Here is a 24,109-nt window from a genome sequence, read left to right on the forward strand (position 1 = left end):
TTTATCATAAATCAATTAAGTGAAATTATGGAGGTGAGATGCTGGATACAGTTTTACAAATAGGAAAAACTTTTCGTAATTCACCTGATGGTTTTAAATATCATCGATATATATTTTCATTAAGTGAAAAAGAAAAGGAAAAAGTAGCTTTTTATAGCATTCCAGTTCTTGAAGATTATTCGTTCGACTTAAATAATTGCACACCTATAATGAACGAAAATCTGAAACATAAGCTGTACTTTCTTAAATTTAAGACATCAGACCAAGATGGGGCTATAAAATATATTTATGGGGACATTTATTACGGGTTAAATAAAAGCGGTAAAGAATTTGGAAATTATCGGATTACTATAGACGCGTTTGAAAACGGAGTAAAATATTTAAAGGGTTCTAAAAATGAAGCACTTTTGAAATTCACAGACTCTTTTAGAAAGAATAAAAATGATATTCATAATCTTCTTAGAAGCATTAAAGCTGTTTTTTTACATTTTGATTTTGATAACAAGCATTGGTATGAAACCGATGCATTAGATGAGATTAATAAAATAATGATTAGCAATTTTACAAATACAGTTGAAAAAGATGGACATAAGGGTCTAGTATTTCAAAAAATGCTATACCGTACATTGTGCTCTGGGGATGAAAAAAATGATAGGCAATTCCCTTTATTTACAAATAGAAATAAATATAAATCAAAGTTGTTTAATGTAGAAGAAATAAAAAATTTGTTTTACGGTATTAATTATACTGAGAAACCAGCTATTACTCCATATAATTTCCATATTAATAATAAGGCGGCTGAAAAAATAAAAATTGTGATCCTTCCTAAAGCGAAGGATGACCGATTGACAGCAGAGGATTATGAAGATTTTTCAGTAACCCGCGAGGAAGTTATAAAGGCATCATACGAATTAAAAGACAATGATTGGTTGTTCTCACCTTTGTTAAATAATGTTAAAGAAAGTATGATAGCATTTGATGTTATTTTTGTTAAAGAAGGAGCAAGAACTGAAAATGATATTCTGGAAATAGCCGGTATTGAAAAGAGTTACATAAAAGAGTTAAATAATAGAATTAATAAAATAAAAAGTAATTTTGAACAGAGATTTAATAGACAATTTTTTATAGTAAATTCTTTTCTAAATATTTTCGATGATAAAACAAAGGCTTTAAAAAAGTATCAGAACCACCTTTACAAAACTCTTCCTAAAATATACAGCGGTAATTATTATAATGACCAGAATCTTCTGAATGCAACTATCGAGAAAATAGAATTTTCGGTACGGAATCAAGACAATCAAAATTCTTATACTGCCAATTACAAAGCAAATCAATTGATACAAGATTTTAGTTTTTTAACCACAATTCAAAATACACCAATAGAAGGAGAAAATCTTATGAAAATTTTAGAATCGCCGAGTTATAAGCTCGGCTTGTTATTGGGAATAATGTCTCGTCCTTTTGCTTCGTGGCGAAAGGATTGTCCGATAAAGTCTTTTGAGAAAAATTATGTGGGTAATTTAACGAGAAGAATAGCTTCCTTAGATGATCTAATTGAGTGTAAAGTCGATATCGACCAAAAACTGATAATGCATGGCAGAATTTATCCTGATATTAAAGAGGCATCCTTAACATTAGTAGAAGAAGTTAAATCCTTCAAGGGGAGATTTGATAAGAATGAATGTGCCTTTGGCTTCTTTGAGAGTTACTTTGCTAGCTCAAAGAAAAATGAAGAAGATAATCAAGAAGAAAATCAAATCGATAATTTAAATAATTAAGTGAGGTAAAAAATGGAAAATAATAATAACTCAATAGTTCAAACTAAGTCCGAGCTTCTATTTTTATACGAAAGCATTTATAATATTCCTAACGGCGATCCCTTCACAGGTGAACAAAGATATGATGAAGAAACAAAAAAAATTCTTGTGAGTGATGTTAGGATAAAAAGATATATTCGTGATTACTTATTCGAAAGAAAATATCCAATTTATGTTGTAAGTAATAAAGAGAGTATTGATCTTGATGGAGAAGGTTCTGAGGCGGCAAGAAGATTTAAAAAACTACAACAGACATTTAAGAATTTAACAGAACCAGAAAAAATATTATTACAATGTATCGATGTAAGGCTCTTTGGTGGTATTGTAACTATTAAAAAAGCTAAAGGTAAAAAGAAAGCTGAACCTTCATCAGATGAAGAAGATGCCGCTGCTTTTAATTTAACTGGACCAGTACAATTTGCTTTATTAAATCCTTCTCTTAATGAAGTTGAACTTAGAATACATCAGAATACTTCAGTCTTTTCATCAAGTGAAGAAAAGAAACAAGGCGCTATCGGTACTACAACTGTTGTTCCCTATGCAATAAATCAAATTCACGGATGGATAAATTCCTATTCTGCAAAATACACAAACCTTTCAGATACTGATGTAAATATTATGTTCAAAGCATTGTGGGAAAGTATTAATAATGTAAACACTCGAACTAAAGCAAATCAAAACTCACTATTGCTGTTGCAAATAATCTATTCGGAACCGAATAAAAAATTATATGGCTTGGATAGATTAATAAAAATTAATACCAAGATTAACGACGAAGTGGAAAAGAAAGGTGAACAGTTACGCTCATTAGAGGATTTTAAATTTGATTTTAGCGGATTATTCTCTATAGCTAACAATGATATAGTTCAAGAAATACGATACTACACAGAGTCAAGCAAAATAAAGAAATCTTTGATCCAGAGACAAAAAAAAGAAAAATCAAAATTCAAGGAACTAAAATTATCTGAGATAAATTTCGATGGTGAGGCTAAAAAATGAAAGGGTTTCAGTTGAAAATTGAAGGCAACTGGGCTCACTTTAAGAAACCGGAAACTAATAATAATCCATTAACCCATGATTTTATTACAAAGACTGCTTTTATCGGGCTGCTCGGCGCTGTTTTAGGTAAGGATCGTGATGAAATGAAGGAGTTATTTCCTGTGCTTAGTGATGATATTCTTTACGGTGTTCAGTTATTAAATTCAGTAAAGAAAGAATCGTGGGGATTTACTTTGCGAAAAGCGGTCAACCTATTTGAGAAAGCGCCAAAGAATATGGAATTTTTAAAGCATCCGAAATATTTAGTATCTATCGCCTTAAAGAATCAGCGTTCTGAAAAAGTATTTGATTCTTTTTTAACTGCAGTTAAAAATAGTGAGGCGCAGTTTACCCCAGTTCTTGGACTACACAATTGTCCAGCTAACTTGTATTATTTCTCAGAAGGTGAATTCTCTGATTTACAAAATGGTAGATTTACTGCTAAATGTTTTATATCCAAAAATCATAGAGTTGTGGATATATCACTTACAAAACATTTTAGAGTGGGTTTGGATAAAATACCAACATACCAGAATAATGATTTTTGGAATTTGCCAGAGAAATACAAGGAAGTTATATATCCTGCAGCTGGCAATGAAATTATAGTTGAAGGAGAATATTATTTATATAAAAGTAAAAATAAAGAGGAGGAATATTGGTGGTTAACTTAGGTGAATATTTATCACATAGTAACCCAAACAAAAAGTTAATCGATCATATAAATGGAGTTGTTGCGGGTGTAAAAAGAAGAACTGATTCAAAGGTAGCTGAGTTATCTGCTATCTTTCATGATATTGGTAAAATGAATCCATACTTTCAAGAAAAACTAAAGACAGGTAAAACAAAACGGTATGCTAATCACTCGTATTTATCCGCTTACATTTTTTTATGCTATTTAAAAGAAAATTATAAACAGGTTATAGATTATTTACATGGAAATGACAATTTAATAAGCTCTGTATTGGCATTAATTACACATCATCATGGGGATCTTCCTGATTTTCCCAAGATCTTGGATGACTCCGAAAAAGAAAAACTTAGTTCTTTTTTAAGTGAAGTGCTGAATCTTCCGGCTTCTGAATATTTGGACAAGTATTTTCCTCATGTTTCATTCAATCTTAATATTCCATATAAAGATATAATTTTGGATGATATATCTAACAAAATTTGTCTTATAACACAGAAATCGGAAAAGGATCCACTAAATTTTTTCTTTACAACTCGATTTTCATTTGCTTCATTAATCACCGCTGATAAAGAAGATGCTAGCAATTTTATATCTACTTCTGATTTAAGGAATTTTTGTAAGACATTTAATAGTAATCTTAAAAACTATATTAGCAATTTTAGGAATGATAGCGAAATTAACAAGATTAGAACTGAGATTCGTGAGGAAGCAAAATTAAACATTAAAAGTCTTCTGGGTAAGGGTTATAGAATTTTTTCCCTTACTTCACCGACAGGCTCGGGCAAGACAGTGATACTTTTGAGTTTAGCTGGTGAAATTTTGAAAAGTAAAGGCGATTATCGAATCATATACGCATTACCTTTTCTTTCTATCACTGAGCAAGTGGAATCTATTTGTAACGACATATTTAAAGAGAATAGTAACAGTATAGTTAGGATTGATTCAAAAGCTGAGAATAAATTATTTGAAGTATACCAGAAAGAATTAGATGCAGACCCTCAAGCAAATAAAAAAATAATCAATGCCCAATTTGCGGATGATCTATTTGATCATCCTTTTATAATAACTACTTTTGTAAAAATATTTGAAACGTTGTTAAGTAATAAAAACTCAACTTTGCTTAAGCTTCCAAATTTTTCAAGAGCAATTTTTTTGATAGATGAGATTCAGGCTTTACCACCAAGACTTTATGGCTTTTTCGTAGCATTACTTGATATATTCTGCAAGAAATATGATTCTTATGCAATTATTTCTACCGCTACGATGCCATATTTTGAATTACCATCAAATAATAAACATGATTTAACAAAATTCTTCGGAAGTTATACTGTACCCCCAGAATTAGTGTCATTAAATTACTTTAGTTCCAAAGTCTTTAACAGATACAAAATGAAAATAATCAGTGAAAAAATAGATATTGATAGACTTGCTTCTCTAATAGTAGAAAATGATTCCTCTGCATTAGTAATACTAAATACTATTGAAGATACTAAATCATTGTTTTCTAAGTTGTGTGAACTTAAATCAAAATTAAAATTAATTTTGTTAAATACTCATTTTACACCGTCAGATAGAAAGAAAAAAATTCGAGTTGCAAAATGGTATTTAAAAAAGAAAACAAAGGTCGTTTTAATATCTACTCAACTTATTGAAGCGGGAGTAGACATAGATTTTCCACTCGTATACAGAGACTTTGCACCAATTCCAAACCTTATTCAATCCGCAGGCAGAGGTAACAGAAATGGTTTAGTAAAAGAGGGTGCACAAATTGTTATCTTTCAATTAGTAAAAGGTGATTATGATAGGGCATCTTTAATCTATAAAGGAATGGATCGAGATATCTTATCTTTTTCTAAAATACTTTTTCTAATGAGTGATATTGATGAAGCTAGACTATTAGAAGTTCAAAAAAAATTTTTTCAGTTTACACAGCAAAATTTAATCTTTGGACAACATAATGGGACTGATCTGATTGATGAAATAAAAAAGATGGCTTTCGAAAAAGTTGGTCAATTTAAACTAATTAATGAAAGAGAATACGGAGAGGAGATACGGTATTATATACCTCGAAACAAAAATGACAACGAGTTTGAAATACTTGAGCGATTATATGAGGAATTACAAAATATTATGTACAACGATTTTGAAAAGAAAAAAGTGAAATGGATTGAAATCGAAAATCAGTTGAAAAAAATGTCAGATAGAATTGTGCAGGTAAGAATAAAATCAAAAGATGTTAAACCAGTCGCTGATAAAGACCCCTGCTTTCAAATTTATAAGTTGTCAACTGGATATAGTTCAGCAAAAGGGGTGGAATTATCAAGTATTAATCAAATATTATAATAATATAATCGACACTTGCATTCGATTACGAAAACCAATTAAAATAATTACAGAGTAGCAAAGCTCGTATATCTTTATTTTGTTGGAATTTATATTATCATTACCTATATTTTGTAATAGATAGAACACATTATTCTATTATAAACTATAATTAGGTAAAAATGAGCGGACTATTAAAATTATTTGCAGAAAAAGAGTTGTTCACTTTTGACCAGGCTTTGCAATATTCTACAACATCAAAAGCAAGTTTATCGCGGTTGCTTAATAAATATATTAACCAAAACAAAATACTTAAGATAAGAAATGGACTTTATTATTTAATCCCATTTGGTAAATCTACCGTTACTCCTAATCCTTATAAAATAGCTGCTTCACTAACTACTGATTATTATCTGGCGTATCACACTGCATTGGAATTACATGGAGTAGCTTATACAACTTTTAATATTAAATACATTGCTGCAAAAAAATTATTTAAACCTTTTTTCTATAATGAAATAACTTACCAATCAACCAAAGCAATAAATGACAATCTTAATACTGGAATAGTAGAGCTGTTGATTGATAATCTTTTGGTAAAAGTATCTGACCGAGAAAGAACATTAATTGATTGCTTAGATAGAATGAATTACTGCGGTGGTATCGAGGAAACAATAAAAAGTCTACGCAACTTTCCGTCTGTAAATTTTAATAACTTATATAAATACTTAACTAAACTTAATCGTAAAATATTATTCTCAAAAACCGGCTGGCTACTTCAACTATTGCAAGATAGATGGAACGTAGAAAACAAATTCTTAGATAAATTGAAGCGACATGTATCCAAACGTCCTATGTACCTTTATAACTTGGAAGGATTTGAATATAAGTACAACTCTTTTTGGAATTTGATGATCCCTTCCAACATCAACAACATGTTAAAGGGAGTATAATTTGCAAGCCTATACCAGCAGTCAACTTGAAAATACACCTTTTGGTCATCTCCATATTGTTGAAAAGGTATTGCGCATGATTAAACTTCTTGAGGAAATCAATCGCTCCGATTTTCTTATGAAGTCGCTGGCTCTCAAAGGCGGAACGGCACTTAATCTTATTTATTGGGACCTTCCACGTTTGTCTATAGATCTTGACTTCAATTACGTCGGTCAGATTGAAAAAGATAAAATGCTCAACGATAGAAACAAAATAACTGACCTCATTTTTAACATAGCTTCTTTTCTAGGTTACTCATTCAACCATCAAAAAGATAAATATGCTCAAGATCGATTTATATTATCTTATGATAAATTCAATGGTGGTAATGAAACAATAGAAATTGAAATTAACTATATGCTTCGTGTTCCTCTATTCGCCCCGAAAAAAAATAAGCCCAAAATAATATTGAATAAATTCCATATACCTTCAGTTGTTTCTTTATCTTTTGAAGAGATAGCTGCAAGTAAATTTACTGCTCTCTTGTTTCGTGCAACTCCTCGCGATTTATTTGATGCCGTCGAAATTGTGAAAAGTAAAAGCATGTTAAAATATAGACTTCTTAAATCTGCTTTCATTTTTTATTGCTCTATTCAAAGTGATAATTTTGAGAAAATCACACAAAAATTGTATAGAAGAATTTCAAATCACGAAATAAAAACTAATTTACTTCAAACATTGAGAAGGGGTGTTCACTTTAAACTGAAAACAGCTTTTGAAATCTTAGATCCTTTTATCGATAGACTACTTAGATTTAACAAAAAAGAAAATTTATATTTAACGCTTTTCTCAAATAAGGAATTTAAACCCGAACTTTTATTCAAGGATAATATTAAAAAGATTAAAAACCACCCTCGTGTTCCTTGGTTATTCGAAAAATAAAATCTATTTCCTGAGTTAGATGTGAAATTTTCACTTTATCATCCATTATAAACAAATTGTTAAAAGAACAGAATATGAATTGTACTGATTAGCATTGAATAAAAACCGTGTAAATCCGTGTTGTCCGTGTTCTAAAAGCGTGGAGATAGAACACGGATTACGCGGATGACGCGGATTAGCACGGATAAAAAAATAAGGAGGTAAAATGAGGTTAACACTTGATTATGAAATAACTCCCGATGTAATTCCCAAAAATTATGGTCGTGGATTTATTTCTCTAATTAAAAAACTTATTGAAGAAACGGATCCATTACTTTTCAATTGTTATTATAATCAACACAAATTAAAACCTTTCACTTTCGGAACATATTTCCCTGAGCTGCAAGGGAATGAAGGCGACAAGTTAAATGTTGGAAAAATTGTTAAAGTAAATTTTTCTACGTCTTCAATTCAACTTGCAACAAATATTTACAATGGATTTTTGAAAGTGAAAGAGCATACCTGGCAAAACAACGGAAGCTCAATTAATTTCAGACCGTTGAGAGCTTACCTCCAGTCGAATAAAAAAATTAACAAAGAAAAGATTGTTGTAAAAACACTTTCGCCGTTACTTGTTAATAATATAGGGGATTCCAACAAATTTTTGCTGCCAGGTGAAGAAGGATTTTTAGAAGGATTGGAATTTTCAGTCCGTGAATGTGCAAAAGAATTTTTGTGTGACGATTCTAATTTTCCGTTTGAGTTTGAGGTAAAGGCATGGAAAAGAAGAGTTCTTTATCATTACAAAAAAATGCCAAGTACAACTGGAATGTTTACAATTAAATCCAAACCTGAGATACTCCAAATGATTTACGATGTTGGACTTGGAGTTCACCGCTCTCAAGGTTTCGGAATGCTGGAGGTGGTGGGATGAGTGAAGAAAAAAATGTAATAACTCTTTATCCTTCTAATTGGCTGTATAATGCTAGTGTAATCGGTTTTATCAATTCTGTTGAAACCGTTGAAAAAGAAATTGATATAAAAAATTCTTTAAAAAATACCGGTGCAGTAATCTTAGATTTACCTCTTTTTAGTATGTTAAATATAAAAACCAGGTATTTCGATGAAAATAAGGATAGTCGCGTTTCATCAATTTATAGAAATGCAGTATATCGTAATTATTTAACCACCGAAGATGAAAAAGTACTTTTTTATGACTTTGTCAAATCATTAGATAGAGTTAAGCAAGGTGATAATTGTGATTTTTGCAATAATGGATATTTCTTAACAAATGAAGATTCAACAAGAATAAATAACAAGCAGAAAAGTGATAAAAAATTTCTAAGTAGAATAACAAATTTTAATTTTGTTCATAACCAAGATTTAGGCCCAGCACCAGAAAAATTTCCAAATTCATATTGGAATAACAACCACGGAATTAAAATCTGTCATTTATGCAGTTTCTTAGAAATTCATCATCATTTGGCAATTACAAAACTTACAAATTTATCTCAAGTCTTTATTAACGTACCCTCTTTTCGCCTGATGTACGACTTGAATAAACTTGTAAAAGAATTGTATGGCAATTCATCCCAAGAAGAGAATAAAAAAATTAGAGAGATACTTGCTACTACAATAATTGAATACACAAGAAAAATACAGAGTGTTCTTGGTGTTTGGACAACTATGAATATTGAAATTGTACACAAGTATAAAATCAAAAATGACAAAGGAAAGTTAGAAGATAGGATTGAGTTCTTTTCGCTGCCATCGGATGTAATAAAAATAATATCTGATAGAAATATTTCTAATATTTTATCTGATTTAGCAGAATTTAAAATTTTAAATATAGTTTTAGATGAGAAGTTTTCTTTCTTAACTGAGATAGGATACAAACTATTGCGAGAGGGTACAAAAGACTATAATAACAGAAATGAAAAATTTATAAGTAGTATTCTTTACCAACCGAAGAACCAATATAATCCTACCTCAACCGCAAACAAAATATTGAAATTATATTCGTTGATTGAAGATAAATTAAAAAGGAATTAGCTATGGAAGAAAAATTAGAAATCCTAAATAAGCAATTGAAAGATTGCCAGCCCGTTCTCAAAGATTTTGAGAACTATTATAACGAACTCAATCAAAAATATGAAGAGTTCCAAAAACTAATTGAGTATGCTGCCGAACTCAAAAAAGATGAAAAGGAATTTGAAAATCTTTACAAACGAGTTGCAGGAAGAAATGCTTCGAGTTTAGTTGATAATCTTACCAGAAAAGGATATGCATTAAAAAAAGAACTAGGAGATGCATTTGAAAACATGGGCTATCGTTTGCTTGAGCAAGCTAGAGCTGGTAAAAAAGATGATGTTTACTATGGTATACTTAGGATATTTGTAGCAAACAAAAGGAAATTTCCGGATGAATTAGTAGAAGTATTCAAACCGATATACTCTGAGGAAATGTTCAAAGTATTCATCTTCTCTTTTTTAAGCGGAATAATCGGGAAAGAAAAACAATTAGAAAATAATTAAAGGAGCTATAAAATGAAGAACATAACATTAACAATGATTTTTGAAGGTTCAGCATTGAACCGCGATGAAAAAGTAGGTGGTAACATTCTTTCAATTAAAAAAATGAATGTTAACGGTGAAATTAAATCTTACATCGGTAAACCAGCTATCAGACACTATTTGTTTGAAACTTTGCAAAAAGCTTATTCTGATAATTGGGAAGGAGCTAAATTAACAGGTCAAGGTCAAGTAGTACAATTTGATATTGCTGAGGATGATATTTTAACTAAATCAGAATTAGATGCATTTGGCTATATGTACACAATTAGTGGAGATAATTCTATTACAAGAAAAAGTCCGGTGGGTATAACAAAAGCAATTTCTACATTTTCTTATGAACAAGATATTGCCTTTTATGCAAATCACGATTTAGTAGGCAGAGCAATAAAACAAGGAAACAGCGTTAAACCAAATCCTTATAACAAAGAAGAACATACCTCTCTTTATAAATTTAGTGTAACACTTGATGCAAAAAAATTTGGAGAAGATATATGGATTATGAAAAATAAACATTACGAATATCAAAAAAATGATTTAAACTTCTTAAATATTGAAATTGCTTCTCCTAAATCAATTATTCTTGAAAACGTTGAGAGCAAAGAAGATGAAAATGGCGATATTTTCTATGAGATACAGGTTCAAAAACAGAACAGGAAGATTATTATTAATGGGAATGAAATAATCGTTGATTATGATTTAATGAAAAAAAGTAAAATCAAAAAGTCTGAAGATACGAAGTTAAACTTTATCCCAGAAATTGTAAAAGTTTCTCAAAAAGATGATAAAGAAAAATTAAAAAAGGAACAGCAAAAAGCTTCTAACGATTTTGAAATAATCGACTATGAAGAGAATGAAGAAGAAAAAACTTATACTTTCTCTGTATCAAGAAAACCAATCTATTCCAGTGGCGATAAAACATTAACTTTAGAATTAGGGGCTGTAAAATCTTTCGAGATAAAAAACAAAAATGGGAATGAATATGAAATAGAGAGAGGAAAAATTAAAATTGAGAGCATATCATCTAACGGACCTTTTAAAATAACTTTTTCATTGAAAGACGATGAAAAACAAAAAAGAATTAAAAATATTCTAGAGGTGTTCAAAAATGGTCTATGCGCCCAATCCAGTGGCGAAGCTAATACAATCGTTCCATTATTTATTATTGCTAGTGGAGTGAAAATCCCTTCCCCCATTTTTCATAGTTATATTGACGTTAAAAGAGAAGACGACAAGTTCAAAATAATCGGCATTAAAGATTGTTTGAGTAACGGATGGATAGATGGTCAAGTATACATACAAGATTGCGAAAGAATTCCGGTAGATATACAAGATGGAAAAGTAACCAAAGATTGGAATACATTTATGAAAAGCCTCAATAATAAAGAAGAGGATAAAAATGCATCTTCTACGAATTAAAATCTATCAACCAAATGCACATTATAGGCTACCCTTTGCGTATCAAAGGAGGCATACTTATCCACTGCCTCCTTATTCGACAGTAATTGGCTTTCTGATAAATGTGCTTGGTATTTGGAATCAAGAAGATAATTTCTATAAAGAGGGGATTAGAAAACTAAAAATATCACTTGCAGGAAAATTTGACAGCAAGATAACCGAATACATTTGGTTCAGGAATATGAGCAAGAAGGCTCATATTGGTAGATTTAGTTATGTTGAAAATAGAGAAAACAATGGAACTATTGAACATCCCGGCGGGCAATCTCCGATGAGGATTGATGTGTTAAACGATGTTCATTTGCTAATATATTTAGGACACAAAGACATTGATGTGCTGAAAAGAATAAGCGAAGAAATTTCTAATCCTATAAATAGATTGGAAATCCTTCATCTCGGCCGTGCCGAAGACTGGATTATTTTAGAAGAAGAACCAAAGTTGCTTGAAGATTCACAATTAGCTTACGAACAACACGGCGGTAACTTTAAACATTTTTTCTGGATACCTCAGAATTTTTATGTCCTCGAAAATGAAAGTTGGAAACTAGTTAGTAATGATAGCTTCGAAGGATTGTTATATAATCTACCAACTTTCAGCTCAATAGAAGGTTATGAAGAAAATTTTAACCGGCACGGGAAAAGAACTTTTGAGTATGTACGAACTAAATTAAATGACGGATTAATTATTGGTCAAAAACTGATGATTGATAAAGAATTAAACCTACCAATTTTTTTAGGTGATCTAAATGGCAGAAACTAATTATAAAATTTGGGCTAAAAGTCCATCGGGAGATAGTGAAAAAGGAATATCGCTTTATCAACATATAAAAGATATTCTTAACAATCTTGATAAACTAAAGAAATTCATAAATAATGATAAATTATATGAGCTAATCAAAATATCCGTGTTGCTGCACGATTTAGGTAAGGCATTGCCTTATTTTCAAATCAGAAGTGTTGGTAATAAAAACTATAAACCATTTAATGTATCGTCAAACATCCCACATTCAATCTTTTCATTGTTTTTAATCAATAAAAAGAAATTGAAGGAATTAATTAATGAGTTAGTTCAGCAAAAAGCAGATGAGTATACTCAATTCGTTTTGTCTGCTGTAGCTTATCATCACTGGCGTAATAATTTTGAAGAAGTAATTCGTTATTCGAATAGTGACATTAACAAATTTCGGAATTCTAATTTCATCGAGGAAATAATAGAAAATCTCCAAGAGGATTTGCAAAATATTTTCAACGGCAAAATTGACTTAATTCAATTCGATGAAATTATGGCAAAGGAAATTTTAAATGGTTCACAAATTCAAAATTATGCTGTACCCCCATATAATTTATATTGGCTACCAATGCGATTATCTTTCGAAGAAGTTAATGTAATAGAGTGGGTTAAAATTGCAGGCTTCTTAATGCGTTGCGATCACTTTGCTTCTTTTTGCGAAGGAGAAAATAATTTTGAATACAAAATTGAAATACCAGGATTAGAATATAATCAAATAAAAGAGAGAATCGTAGCAGCTATTCAAGAAAAAATTGGTAATGAGACTAAAATAAATCTTTGGCAAGCAGAATTAATTGAGCACAGGAATCTAAGTAATAAAAATGTTATCCTCATCGCTCCGACCGGTAGTGGTAAAACAGAATTTTCTTATCTATGGTCAAAAGGTGAGAAAACATTTTATACATTGCCTTTGCGATCAGCGGTAAATCAAATATACGATCGCTCAATTAAATTATTTGGGGAAGATAAAACTGGTTTGCTGCATTCAGATGCAGATGTTTACTTACTTGGCGACGGTAATGAATCTGAAAATATTGATTCATATAGCTTATCCCGACAATTAAGTTATCCTTTTATGATTTCCACAGGCGACCAGTTTTTCCCTTATGCATTAAGACCACCTTCTTATGAAAGAATCTATGCAACTTTTTCTTACTCAAGATTAGTGATTGATGAAGTACAAGCTTATAATCCTAAAGCTGCTGCAATAGTTGTAAAGTACCTTCAAGACATTCATAAAATGGGCGGTAAGTTTTTACTGATTACCGCTACATTACCTACTTTTATTAAGCAAGAATTAGAAAAAAGAATAAAGAATGAAAGTGAAGAGACTACCGACTTCAAAGTGGTTGATTATTATGACCAAAATGAGACTTATGCAAGCATAAAAAAACATAAGTTGACTTTTATACTAGAAAAAAATAAAGAAAAAGAATATCAATTCTCTGATAAACTCATAAAAGACATTGTTTCTAAAGCAAAAGAAAATAACGGTCAAAGGGTTTTGGTAGTCGTTAACACTGTAAAACTTGCAATTGATACATTTGACAAAATTCAAAAATTAATCGAAAAAGAAAAAGACTTTTATATTGAACTACTCCACTCCAGATTAACTTTTGAAAAGCGACAAGAAAAAGAAAAAGGAGTTAAGAAAGAATTTTCAAATCCTAAACCCGAAGACGAACATAAACCTAAAATAGTTGTAGCTACGCAAGTTGTAGAAGCATCATTAGATTTAGATGCAGACATTCTTTTTACAGAACTCGCTCCAATGGATTCATTGATTCAACGAATGGGAAGAGTATTGCGGCGTTACAAAAATGAATCACCAAATTCTTTGGAAAGTCCGAACGTATTTATTATTGTTTTTGAAAACGGAATTGAATCAGGAGGACATACAGTATATTCAAATGATTTAATTGAAATTACTTTGAAGTTGCTCTCTAATTCACTTGATGACTTAAAACAAAATTGGTTTGACAAAAATGGATATTACAAGAAAAAAGGAAATGATTGGCGTAGTCCCAAGACTGTTGACCAGTTTTTCAAAGCAATTAAAAAAATGGAAGAAGATGATTTCAAATTATCTGAGTCTCAGAAAAAAGAATTAGTAGAAAAACTATATAATAAAGATTTATTTGCAGAATCAGGAAGTTATCTATCAGATTTTTACAAAACACTTGATATTCTTGATGCTGGATTTATGGCCGAAAGAAAGGAGGAAGCACATCGCATATTTAGAGAAATTTCAAGCATAACAATTATACCTTATTCACAGCTGGATGAACTAAAAAACGCTTTAGAAAATTTCTTTAAAGAGAGTACTGAAAAGAAAAATCTTTATCTCAAATTCAAAGAAAAAATATTGAATAAATTTGCTCTTAATGTTTCTTTCCCTAAATGGCAATACGACGCAGTTAGATTTAGGGAGGATATTAGACTTAGTTACAAGTTGGAATTTAGTGAAAATAATTTTTCGAACTCTCAGCTTAACATATTAAAAAAATGGTGTAAGAATATTTTTGTTGTTGAAGTAAAAGATTACGATCCTAAAAAAGGAATTGTTGAGTATAGTTTCCCAGATTATGATCCTTTTATTTAATCATAGCAGAATTCTCGTGGCTAACAGTCCAGTTAGTGTCTATATTGCTTAGAAAAGTTGTTATCTTACAATATTAATATTTTACAATCATGCATCAGTTTAAAATGATGAGGAAATTTATGGAAAAGTTCAACTTAAGTGAAATTAAAGAACTTTCCCGGCGCCAATATCATGACATCTGGCAGAGATACAATGCCGGCGAGCCTCTCGAAGAAGAGGAAAAAATTATTGCAGAACTTATGGCCGAACACGAAGAATTTTATGACGACTGGAATTCAACTGACTTTGATTATGAGTACAGCCCGGAAAAGGATGAAGTAAATCCGTTTCTCCATTTAATGATTGATACTGTTGTAATGAACCAAATTTTAGCCAACGATCCACCGCAAACAAGATTTACATATAACAAATTGACAGCGCGGGGATATTCACATCTCGAAGCAATCCATGAAATTGCCGCCGTTGTAGTCGAAGAAATCTGGAATATATTGCATGAAAAAAGGCCATTTGATGAAAAAAAATATGTAAGTAAGTTGAAAAAGCTAAAATAAACAACGTATCCAAACAATCATCCCAATCCTCCAAGCTTGGTAATCTTACATTTTGATATTATTATTGATAAGAATGAATCATATAAACGTTACCCCAAATCACCACCCCACATAAAATCATGGAAAGTTGGTGATGGATATCGGGCAATTATAAAGTTCTTTGAAATATTTATACCTTTTGCAAGTGATTCTAACTGCTTCTTATCTTGTATGGTTGCTCTTTCTTTTACTTCTATTGCAGTATTCCCGTTAAGAATGAAATCTATCTCTTTGCCGGTTTTTAATGAATAATATTGTAAGTCGCCATAAAACTTTAACTGGTTGAAAACAGCATTTTCAAATTGAATTCCGCTGCTTACTTCTACAAGCTGATTTAGCAGGCCATTGTCACAAATAAATATTTTTGGAGCTTTTACAATTTCTCTATCACGGTTTTTTGAAAATACCGGCACCCGTTTGATTACAAATGTATTTTCAAGCAAATCTAAATAATTATAAACTGATGGTCTAGAAATGCCTGTAAGTGATGAAAGTTTAGAATAATCAAGGCGGGTGCATACCCTTGTTGCAACCATTTTAAGAAGATTATGCAAATTTTTTTGATCTCTTATATCTGCAATATTTTTTATATCAATGTTTAAGTAAGAACTGAGGATATCATTTACAATATCTTTTTTATCAGATATGCTTTTTGATAATACAACTTCCGGAAAACCGCCGAAACGAATAAATTCATCATAATATTTTTTTAACCGTTCATATTCGGCAGCTATAAATTTTTTCCATTTCTGTTTGTCAGAATATTCAATATCCTTAAAAGTTAAAAACTCTCTAAAATTTAGTGTATATAACTCAAAAACTTTTTTTCTGCCGGCTAAAGATTCACTAAATAAATTTTTAATATAATATGTACTTGAACCTGTAATAACAAATTTAATTGGGTAATTGTCATAAAGATATTTTATTACACTTACTATATCGGGAAGCAGTTGAACTTCATCAATCGCTATTAAAGTTTTTTTAGTAAAGTTTATTCCCCTTGTACTTAAAGCAGTAATGATGTTTTCATAGTTTTTTTCAGAAAAAAGTTCTCGGTTATCTATTCGCTCAAGATCAATGTAAATCTTATTATTGGTTTTGAAGTCTTCAAGAAGTTTTTTGAGTAATGTTGTTTTACCAGTACGCCTTAAACCTGTTATAACTGTAATGTATTTTTTTGAAAGATGATCCTTTAATTCGGAATATATTAGTCGCTCTTTATAATAAACCATTTTTTAACTTCCTTACTATTTGCTAAAGCTAATTTACAAATAGTATTACTAAATGTAAAGTTTGTTTTACAAATAGTAAGAAGGATTTTTTATACTAAACAATATAAAATATAGGTTTTTTGAACGAAAGGAATAGGACACGGACAACACGGATTACACAGCTTGCCCCGTGTACTTTACGGGGGATTCACACTGATTAATTAAATCCGTGAAAATCCCACTTAAAATTCACGAGTAGGGTGTATAATTTCTGTTTGTTAGAGGGTAATTTCTACCCCATGCTTTATTATTTCGGAAGCAATAATATTATTTTCATTAAAATCTTCGGGACGGAATGTGATGGGTTCAATGCGGGTGTCTATACCCCATGTTAAAATTCCAACATTAACATTATCCTGAAACCGATTCCCACTGAAGGAAGACGAAACGAGCGCTATATCAATGTCACTTTCTGCCGACGCCGTTTCTAAAACTTGTGAACCGAAGATATAAGCTTTTTCTATTTTATAGATTTTGTTCACTTTTGCAAGATATTTTTTTACTGTATTAATTAATTCTTTATGCATTTTAATAACCAATCTTTTGTTTCGAGTACTTTGTTGAATCTTATTTGAGTGAACTCTTTTGTGGCTGTTTTATACAACGTGAATTTTTCATCAGGATACTGTGTATCTATCTGGAATTGATTTAGCTCCTGAAATAAGATTAGTTTTGAATCGTCAAGAGTAAGTTTTCCAATTTCTGCGAGTCTTAAAAGATTATGTGTCTTAGGCGGGTGATTATTTGTTACTTTTACAACAACAGCTTTTAACAATTTCTCAACACATAAGTGGCAGAGAAACAAACAAAAGTGATAATTTTTACCCGAATTGAATATATCGGCGGCAGTATTAAAATCAAGTTCTGCCGAATCAACCCAGTATCTTATTTGTTTCTCTGTATCCATTGTTATTTATTCTATTAATAAAAAATTACTTAAAAATAAATAATTATCAAAGCAGTTATCTTTTCTAAAACTTCCAAAATAAACGATATGAAAAAATCCAAACTACCTTATACCCAGATAAACCTTCGAGCAACAACCTCAATATAAAAAAAGTAGAAGTAATAGAGATAATTGCCGGTAAAAAGGAATACAGAACAGTAAAAACAACAGTGAGTAGAGGAGGCACATGAACCTTGTGTATTATTACATAAATGTGTATTCGAAACCAGCTATTATTATTTAGGGCGCTGATTTCACAGCCTGCCCTGTGCATTTTATTTGGGACTCACACTGATTAATTAAATTCTTCTAATTTTTTTAGAAAAAAGTTCTCTGTTATTTATCCATTCAAGATCAGTGCAAATCTTATTATTGGTTTCGAAGTCCTCAAGAAGTTTTTAGAGTAATGTTATTTTACCAGTTCGCCTTAAACCACTTATAACTGTAATGTATTTTTTTGAAAGATGATCCTTTAATTCGGAACAAATCAGTCGTTCTTTATAATAAACAATTTTTTAGCTCCTTTACTATTTGCCAAAACTGATTTACAAATAGTTAGAAGGTTTTTTATACTAACATTTTTTCAACAACAAAAGAAGTAGAACACCGACAACACTTATTACCTTGATAATTTAGTAATCTTGCTAACTTGGTAATTTTGCTAATTTGGTAATCTTGCTAATTTGGTAATCTTGGTAATCTTGCTAATTTGCTAACCTGGTAATAAACATGACCGGCACCCAAATATCATATTATTTCCTTTGCCAACGTAAGCTTTGGTTGTTTACACATCAAATCGATATGGAACAAACTTCTGATACAGTTGCAATGGGTAAGTTCATTTCAGAATCAACTTACGAACGCCAAAAACATGAAATTCATATTGCAGACGATGAAGACGAGATTGTTATTGATTTCTATGATGCCAAAAACAAAGTAATTCACGAAGTGAAAAAATCTGACAAGATGGAAGAAACACACATTTGGCAAGTGAAATTCTATATCTACGTTCTTGAAAAAAAAGGAATAGAAGGAGTAACAGGTGAAATTGATTATCCAAAACTACGTCAAAAAATTAATGTTACATTGAAAGATGACGACAGAAAAAAACTTGAAGAAATTAGAAAGGATATTACAAAAATTTTATCTATGGAAACCCCGCCTTCAACCATTAATAAACCATTTTGTAAACAATGCAGCTATTACGAACTGTGTTATGTTTGATTATTACCAAGATTAGTTATTACCAAATTACCAAGATTATTTATTACCAAGTTACCAAGATTGTTTATTACCAAATTAATATGTATGTAAAATTAGTAGATGGATTTAACAATATTATAATATTATTTCAATTAATGGAGAAGTAATTATGAAAATAAAAAATTTGAGGACCTTAAAGTATGGCAAGATGCACGTATTTTTACAAATGAAATTTATAGATTAACATCAAATAATAATTTTAAAAAAGATTTTGGATTAAAAGATCAAATTCAACGTGCTTCAGTTTCAATTATGAATAATATTGCGGAGGGATTTGAAAGAGATAATAACAAAGAGTTTATAAAATTTTTAATTTATTCTAAAGGTTCGGCAGGAGAAGTACGTTCGCTAATATATCTTGCATTCGACCTTCAATATATTTCGAATGAAGAATTTATAAAAATAATTGAACATTCAATTGACATAATAAAATAAATTTCCAAATTCATCAGCTATTTAAAAACAAATATCAAAACAAGAAATTAATGATAAAGTATTATAAAAATAGACCAAATTAATAATCAGCAAATCTTATAGCTTATTAATCTTGCTAATTTGCTAATCTTAGTAACCTGGTAATCTTGGTAACCTGGTAATCTTGGTAATTTGGTAATCTTGGTAATTTGGTAATCATGGTAATTTGGTAATCTCGGTAATTATTCAGTTTTTTGTTGATTATATTTGAGAAGGATAATTTGAAAATGATTAAAGTATTCTATAATTAATCAAGTGATTACTATTATATATGCGAATTAAATGGACATATCCACAGTACGTTTCATTCCCATCGAAATACAAAAAATTTCTTTGGGAATATCCAGATCAAAAAGCCCCTCTCGAAAAAATTATATATCGAATCTTTACGTACGGTTCATTTGATGATATTCGGTGGCTCTACGAAAAATATCCAAAAGAAGCTTTAACACTTTCGAAAAAATATAACAATATTAAACGCGGTGTAAAATTTTGGATAGAGTACTGGCATGAACAAAGAATATAAATTGCTTTTCAACCTAGCAAAAGAAATTAACAAATTATTTCCTTCATTTTATCTTGCTGGAGGAACTGCTTTAATGTTCAGGCACAAACATCGAATTAGTGTTGATTTAGATTTTTTTAGTCAAAAACCATTTTCATATGCACGACTTTCAACAAAAATCAGAAAAAATTTTATAGTTGAAGCAGAAGAACACTTAGGAGATAATATTGATTTCTTTATTGAAAGTAAAAAAGTTTCATTTGTTTTCTTCCCTTTTAAGAACATTTTCCCTCTTGAAAATCTAAATGAAGTTATGATAGCATCTGATTATGATATTTTTCTGAATAAAATTTATGCCGCTGGGAGAAGAATAGAACCGAAAGATCCATATGATGCAGCTTTTCTTTATAAAAAACATCACTGGAATAAAAAACAAATTAAAAATGATTTTGAAAAAAAATTTCCAAATCAAAGCTTTGAATTATTTTTAGGTGCTTTAATCAATTTTAATGATTATCCCAAATTAAATAAATGGATTAAAAAAGAATTAATAAAATTGATTGAATAGATGCTAACTTGCCTACTGTAAGCAGGCTTGCCTATTATAAGTAGGTAAAATTATTATTCTTCATCCCTTTTTTCTTTAATGTAATTTCGTCTCAAATAAACGACCTTTGCATAATCTTGGCAATCTTAGTAATCTTAATAATTTAGTAATCTTGGTAATTTGGTAATCTTGGTAACTTGGTAATAAAAAAATGAAACGCAACTATTACATCTTCAGCAGCGGTAAACTTATCCGCAAAGACAACACACTCTACTTCGAGCCTGGTGAAAGCAAAGAACCAGAAGAAGTAGAAGTCGCAGAAGAAGAAATTCAAGTCGATGATTCTTCAATAAGTGAAAATGAATCTGAAGATTTAGAACCCAAAAAACTTCCGCGCAAACCCATTCCAGTCGAAGACATCGATTCTATTTATTGCTTTAGTGAATTAAGATTCAATACAAAATTTCTCAACTTCATTTCACAAAAAGAAATTGTTCTTCATCTATTCAATTATTATGGATATTACAGCGGTTCATTTTATCCACGAGAACCATATTTATCTGGCAAACTCTTAGTAGAACAAGTTCAAACATACTCTGATAACACTAAGAGAGTAGCTTTAGCAAAAAAATTTGTTGAGGGAGCTGCAGAAAACATAAGAAAAAATTTACAATACTATAACGCACGTGACAAAGATTTATCTTATTTTATAGAAAAGACTGAAGAACTCATATCAAAAATTGATTCAACAGAAGATGTTCAAGAACTAATGGGCATAGAAGGAAACATTCGTTCCAATTATTATTTCTCATGGAATTTAATAATTGACCAAGAAATTAATTTTGAAAAACGTCAAAAGCATCCACCATCAAATCCAATAAATGCATTAATATCTTTTGGTAACTCATTAGTATACACAACCGTACTTTCAGAAATTTACAAAACACAACTCAATCCCCTAATCAGCTTTTTACACGAACCTGGTGAAAGAAGATTTTCACTGTCATTAGACATTGCTGAAATATTTAAGCCGCTGCTTTCAGATAAATTGATATTTTCACTTTTAAATAAAAAACAAATTCAAGAAAAACACTTCAGCCAAGAACTGAACAAATGTTACCTGACAGAGGAAGGGAGAAAAATATTCTTAAAAGAATTTGATGAAAAGTTAAAGACAACAATTCAGCACAGGCAGTTGAAAAAATCAGTTAGTTACAGACATTTAATTCGATTGGAATGTTACAAAATCATCAAACATTTACTTGGAGAAAAAGAATATAAGCCGTTTAAGATATGGTGGTAATTTTGAAAATTAAAAATTAGGAATTAGGAATTAGGAATTAGGAATAAAATATTTGAGGGGAAAATAAGTTGAAGGATAATAATATAATTCAGAAAAAAAGTTATAATTTTGCATTAAGCATAATAAAATTATTTCAAAGATTAAAAACTGAGAAGGAATATGTAATATCAAAACAACTATTAAGAAGCGGAACTTCAATAGGTGCTAACATTGAAGAAGCCTTAGGAGGTCAAACAAGAAAAGACTTTTTTATGAAAATTAATGTGGCTTATAAAGAAGCGAGAGAAACAAAATATTGGTTAAACTTATTAAAGGACAGTAAATTAATAGAAACAAGTGCAGCAGAATCATTAATCAAAGAATGTGAAGAAATTTTAAAAATACTAGGCTCTATAATAAAAACTATGAAAGAAAATTCAACTAACACCTAACATATAATTCCTAATTCCTAATTTCGAATTCCTAATTAAAGAAAAGTGTATATAATATTAGTTTACGATGCAGCTCCCAAGCGAGGCACAAAATTATTAAAATACTTGCGTCAGCATTTAACGTGGGTACAGAACTCTGTTTTTGAAGGTGAAGTCACCGAAAGTGAATTTGAAATAATAAAGAAAGGAATAAAAGATATAATTAATGAAAAGGCAGACAGTGTTATTTACTATACATTTGAATCACAAAATTATTATGAAAGAGGGATAATGGGAGTTGAGAAAAATGATTTGGACAGTTTCATATAAAAATTTTGGAAGTCGTCGTTCCCCCAATAATTTAGCACAATTACACATTGACGACGTAATGAATAAAAATTGCTTGCAAAATGGCTTAATTTGGGCTAATTTTGGGCTGTCTTAATCGCACTACAGTAGAATTGAAACATGGTAGTAATAGACGCAGAATTTGTTAATGGGGAGTCTTAATCGCACTACAGTAGAATTGAAACGACTACTTGATGCAACAATTTGGCAAACATATAACGGTCTTAATCGCACTACAGTAGAATTGAAACTAAAGTTCGTGGCACTAAACACTTCAACTGTTGTTGGTCTTAATCGCACTACAGTAGAATTGAAACCTCTAAAACCTTGCCTACTCTGTTAGGGAAAGACGCGTCTTAATCGCACTACAGTAGAATTGAAACCATCAAACTTAATTTCTACTGGGCTAACGGCTAAGCCGGTCTTAATCGCACTACAGTAGAATTGAAACTAGTTTTTTCTGGATCTAACGTACCAACACGATTTAAGTCTTAATCGCACTACAGTAGAATTGAAACCATTTTCACCTAATACTATTTTTCCGAGATTTCGTTAGTCTTAATCGCACTACAGTAGAATTGAAACGAATATACTATCAAAGGAATGATAACAGTAATTGGCAGTCTTAATCGCACTACAGTAGAATTGAAACCCTAAATGCGGCAGATTGTTAAGAATTGCAAATTTTGTCTTAATCGCACTACAGTAGAATTGAAACTCTGCAATGATATTGCTTGGCACTACGACTGGAAAGTCTTAATCGCACTACAGTAGAATTGAAACAATGATGCTGATTATTATCAAGGTTGGTTCTCTGTGTCTTAATCGCACTACAGTAGAATTGAAACACATCATTAGATTTATATGAATGATTTTAATGGAGGTCTTAATCGCACTACAGTAGAATTGAAACCGATAATTTGGATTGCGTTCGATAAGTTTTTTAAAGGTCTTAATCGCACTACAGTAGAATTGAAACAAATTCTGGAAGATTTAGGGGCGGCTTTTATATGCAAAGTCTTAATCGCACTACAGTAGAATTGAAACGGATTGCAGACCAACTGCATACATATCCTCAAAAGAGTCTTAATCGCACTACAGTAGAATTGAAACTTTAGATTACCAATTGCCCAATATTCTGACCAATCATGTCTTAATCGCACTACAGTAGAATTGAAACTAAGTTTCTACAAAGGGAATCATTACGACAAGACATTGTCTTAATCGCACTACAGTAGAATTGAAACTATTCACCGTAGAATGTTAAATTCCCATTCGTTAAGTCAGTCTTAATCGCACTACAGTAGAATTGA

General features: G+C 30.5%; 22 protein-coding genes, 1 pseudogene and 1 CRISPR repeat array (1 of these 24 cut by a window edge). Of the genes and pseudogenes, 20 read left to right on the forward strand and 3 right to left on the reverse strand.

The features are described 5' to 3' along the window. Positions 1–38: 38 nt before the first annotated feature. From ABRY23_09980 to ABRY23_10040, 13 genes are all read left to right on the forward strand, one after another. Complete coding sequence (locus ABRY23_09980) at positions 39–1,778, forward strand: hypothetical protein (GenBank protein MFA3783379.1); 1,740 nt, start codon at positions 39–41, stop codon at positions 1,776–1,778. Positions 1,779–1,790: 12 nt separating this feature from the next. Continuing rightward, positions 1,791–2,816 (forward strand): type I-B CRISPR-associated protein Cas7/Csh2, encoded by a 1,026-nt coding sequence (cas7b, locus tag ABRY23_09985; protein ID MFA3783380.1) that lies wholly within the window; start codon positions 1,791–1,793, stop codon positions 2,814–2,816. Further along, positions 2,813–3,526 (forward strand): CRISPR-associated protein Cas5, encoded by a 714-nt coding sequence (cas5, locus tag ABRY23_09990; GenBank protein MFA3783381.1) that lies wholly within the window; start codon positions 2,813–2,815, stop codon positions 3,524–3,526. Before cas7b ends, cas5 begins: the two co-directional genes overlap by 4 nt. Further along, positions 3,514–5,886 (forward strand): CRISPR-associated helicase Cas3', encoded by a 2,373-nt coding sequence (gene cas3 / locus ABRY23_09995; GenBank protein ID MFA3783382.1) that lies wholly within the window; start codon positions 3,514–3,516, stop codon positions 5,884–5,886. The genes cas5 and cas3 (ABRY23_09995) overlap by 13 nt, the downstream gene beginning before the upstream one ends. Positions 5,887–6,047: 161 nt before the next feature. Further along, positions 6,048–6,818 (forward strand): hypothetical protein, encoded by a 771-nt coding sequence (locus ABRY23_10000; GenBank protein ID MFA3783383.1) that lies wholly within the window; start codon positions 6,048–6,050, stop codon positions 6,816–6,818. Between the two features lies 1 nt (position 6,819). Further along, the gene (locus tag ABRY23_10005) at positions 6,820–7,740 is read left to right on the forward strand and encodes a nucleotidyl transferase AbiEii/AbiGii toxin family protein (protein ID MFA3783384.1); all 921 of its coding nucleotides are present in this window, start codon (positions 6,820–6,822) and stop codon (positions 7,738–7,740) included. Positions 7,741–7,945: 205 nt separating this feature from the next. Next, complete coding sequence (cas6, locus tag ABRY23_10010; GenBank protein MFA3783385.1) at positions 7,946–8,653, forward strand: CRISPR-associated endoribonuclease Cas6; 708 nt, start codon at positions 7,946–7,948, stop codon at positions 8,651–8,653. Next, positions 8,650–9,771 carry a hypothetical protein gene (locus ABRY23_10015; protein MFA3783386.1) on the forward strand — a complete coding sequence of 374 codons (1,122 nt, stop codon included), beginning with the start codon at positions 8,650–8,652 and terminating at the stop codon, positions 9,769–9,771. Before cas6 ends, ABRY23_10015 begins: the two co-directional genes overlap by 4 nt. Positions 9,772–9,773: 2 nt before the next feature. Continuing rightward, the gene (locus ABRY23_10020; protein MFA3783387.1) at positions 9,774–10,253 is read left to right on the forward strand and encodes a hypothetical protein; all 480 of its coding nucleotides are present in this window, start codon (positions 9,774–9,776) and stop codon (positions 10,251–10,253) included. Positions 10,254–10,265: 12 nt separating this feature from the next. Beyond that, complete coding sequence (gene cas7i, locus ABRY23_10025) at positions 10,266–11,708, forward strand: type I-B CRISPR-associated protein Cas7/Cst2/DevR (GenBank protein MFA3783388.1); 1,443 nt, start codon at positions 10,266–10,268, stop codon at positions 11,706–11,708. Continuing rightward, the gene (gene cas5b / locus ABRY23_10030; protein ID MFA3783389.1) at positions 11,689–12,507 is read left to right on the forward strand and encodes a type I-B CRISPR-associated protein Cas5b; all 819 of its coding nucleotides are present in this window, start codon (positions 11,689–11,691) and stop codon (positions 12,505–12,507) included. Before cas7i ends, cas5b begins: the two co-directional genes overlap by 20 nt. After that, positions 12,494–15,139, forward strand: coding sequence for a CRISPR-associated helicase Cas3' (gene cas3 / locus ABRY23_10035; GenBank protein MFA3783390.1), 2,646 nt, complete (start codon positions 12,494–12,496; stop codon positions 15,137–15,139). Before cas5b ends, cas3 (ABRY23_10035) begins: the two co-directional genes overlap by 14 nt. Before the next feature lie 119 nt (positions 15,140–15,258). Beyond that, the gene (locus tag ABRY23_10040; protein ID MFA3783391.1) at positions 15,259–15,690 is read left to right on the forward strand and encodes a DUF1841 family protein; all 432 of its coding nucleotides are present in this window, start codon (positions 15,259–15,261) and stop codon (positions 15,688–15,690) included. 89 nt (positions 15,691–15,779) lie between these two features. Here the strand turns inward: ABRY23_10040 and ABRY23_10045 are convergent, their stop codons facing one another. The 3 genes from ABRY23_10045 to ABRY23_10055 all read right to left on the reverse strand — a co-directional run bounded on the left by ABRY23_10045 (position 15,780) and on the right by ABRY23_10055 (position 17,907). Further along, positions 15,780–16,961 carry an ATP-binding protein gene (locus ABRY23_10045; GenBank protein MFA3783392.1) on the reverse strand — a complete coding sequence of 394 codons (1,182 nt, stop codon included), beginning with the start codon at positions 16,959–16,961 and terminating at the stop codon, positions 15,780–15,782. A gap of 257 nt (positions 16,962–17,218) precedes the next feature. Continuing rightward, positions 17,219–17,527 carry a nucleotidyltransferase domain-containing protein gene (locus ABRY23_10050; GenBank protein ID MFA3783393.1) on the reverse strand — a complete coding sequence of 103 codons (309 nt, stop codon included), beginning with the start codon at positions 17,525–17,527 and terminating at the stop codon, positions 17,219–17,221. Continuing rightward, positions 17,512–17,907, reverse strand: a complete 396-nt coding sequence (locus ABRY23_10055; GenBank protein MFA3783394.1) for a HEPN domain-containing protein — start codon at positions 17,905–17,907, stop codon at positions 17,512–17,514. Before ABRY23_10055 ends, ABRY23_10050 begins: the two co-directional genes overlap by 16 nt. Before the next feature lie 768 nt (positions 17,908–18,675). Between ABRY23_10055 and cas4 the strand changes: the two genes are divergently transcribed. From cas4 to cas2, 7 genes and pseudogenes are all read left to right on the forward strand, one after another. Further along, positions 18,676–19,170, forward strand: coding sequence for a CRISPR-associated protein Cas4 (gene cas4 / locus ABRY23_10060; GenBank protein MFA3783395.1), 495 nt, complete (start codon positions 18,676–18,678; stop codon positions 19,168–19,170). Between the two features lie 177 nt (positions 19,171–19,347). Continuing rightward, positions 19,348–19,644: pseudogene (locus ABRY23_10065) on the forward strand (four helix bundle protein). Between the two features lie 310 nt (positions 19,645–19,954). Continuing rightward, positions 19,955–20,209, forward strand: a complete 255-nt coding sequence (locus ABRY23_10070) for a hypothetical protein (protein ID MFA3783396.1) — start codon at positions 19,955–19,957, stop codon at positions 20,207–20,209. Then, on the forward strand, positions 20,193–20,756 hold the full coding sequence (locus ABRY23_10075; GenBank protein ID MFA3783397.1) for a nucleotidyl transferase AbiEii/AbiGii toxin family protein: 564 nt from the start codon (positions 20,193–20,195) through the stop codon (positions 20,754–20,756). The genes ABRY23_10070 and ABRY23_10075 overlap by 17 nt, the downstream gene beginning before the upstream one ends. A gap of 190 nt (positions 20,757–20,946) precedes the next feature. Beyond that, positions 20,947–22,038 carry a type I-B CRISPR-associated endonuclease Cas1b gene (cas1b, locus tag ABRY23_10080; GenBank protein ID MFA3783398.1) on the forward strand — a complete coding sequence of 364 codons (1,092 nt, stop codon included), beginning with the start codon at positions 20,947–20,949 and terminating at the stop codon, positions 22,036–22,038. A 68-nt stretch (positions 22,039–22,106) separates the two neighbouring features. Further along, complete coding sequence (locus ABRY23_10085; protein ID MFA3783399.1) at positions 22,107–22,469, forward strand: four helix bundle protein; 363 nt, start codon at positions 22,107–22,109, stop codon at positions 22,467–22,469. A 45-nt stretch (positions 22,470–22,514) separates the two neighbouring features. Continuing rightward, positions 22,515–22,778 carry a CRISPR-associated endonuclease Cas2 gene (gene cas2 / locus ABRY23_10090; GenBank protein MFA3783400.1) on the forward strand — a complete coding sequence of 88 codons (264 nt, stop codon included), beginning with the start codon at positions 22,515–22,517 and terminating at the stop codon, positions 22,776–22,778. A 108-nt stretch (positions 22,779–22,886) separates the two neighbouring features. Beyond that, positions 22,887–24,109: a CRISPR direct-repeat array (repeat unit 30 nt; unit sequence GTCTTAATCGCACTACAGTAGAATTGAAAC); it runs 3,601 nt beyond the window's last position.

The sequence above is a fragment of the Melioribacteraceae bacterium 4301-Me genome (genome assembly GCA_041538185.1).
GTDB lineage: Bacteria > Bacteroidota > Ignavibacteria > Ignavibacteriales > Melioribacteraceae > Pyranulibacter > Pyranulibacter aquaticus.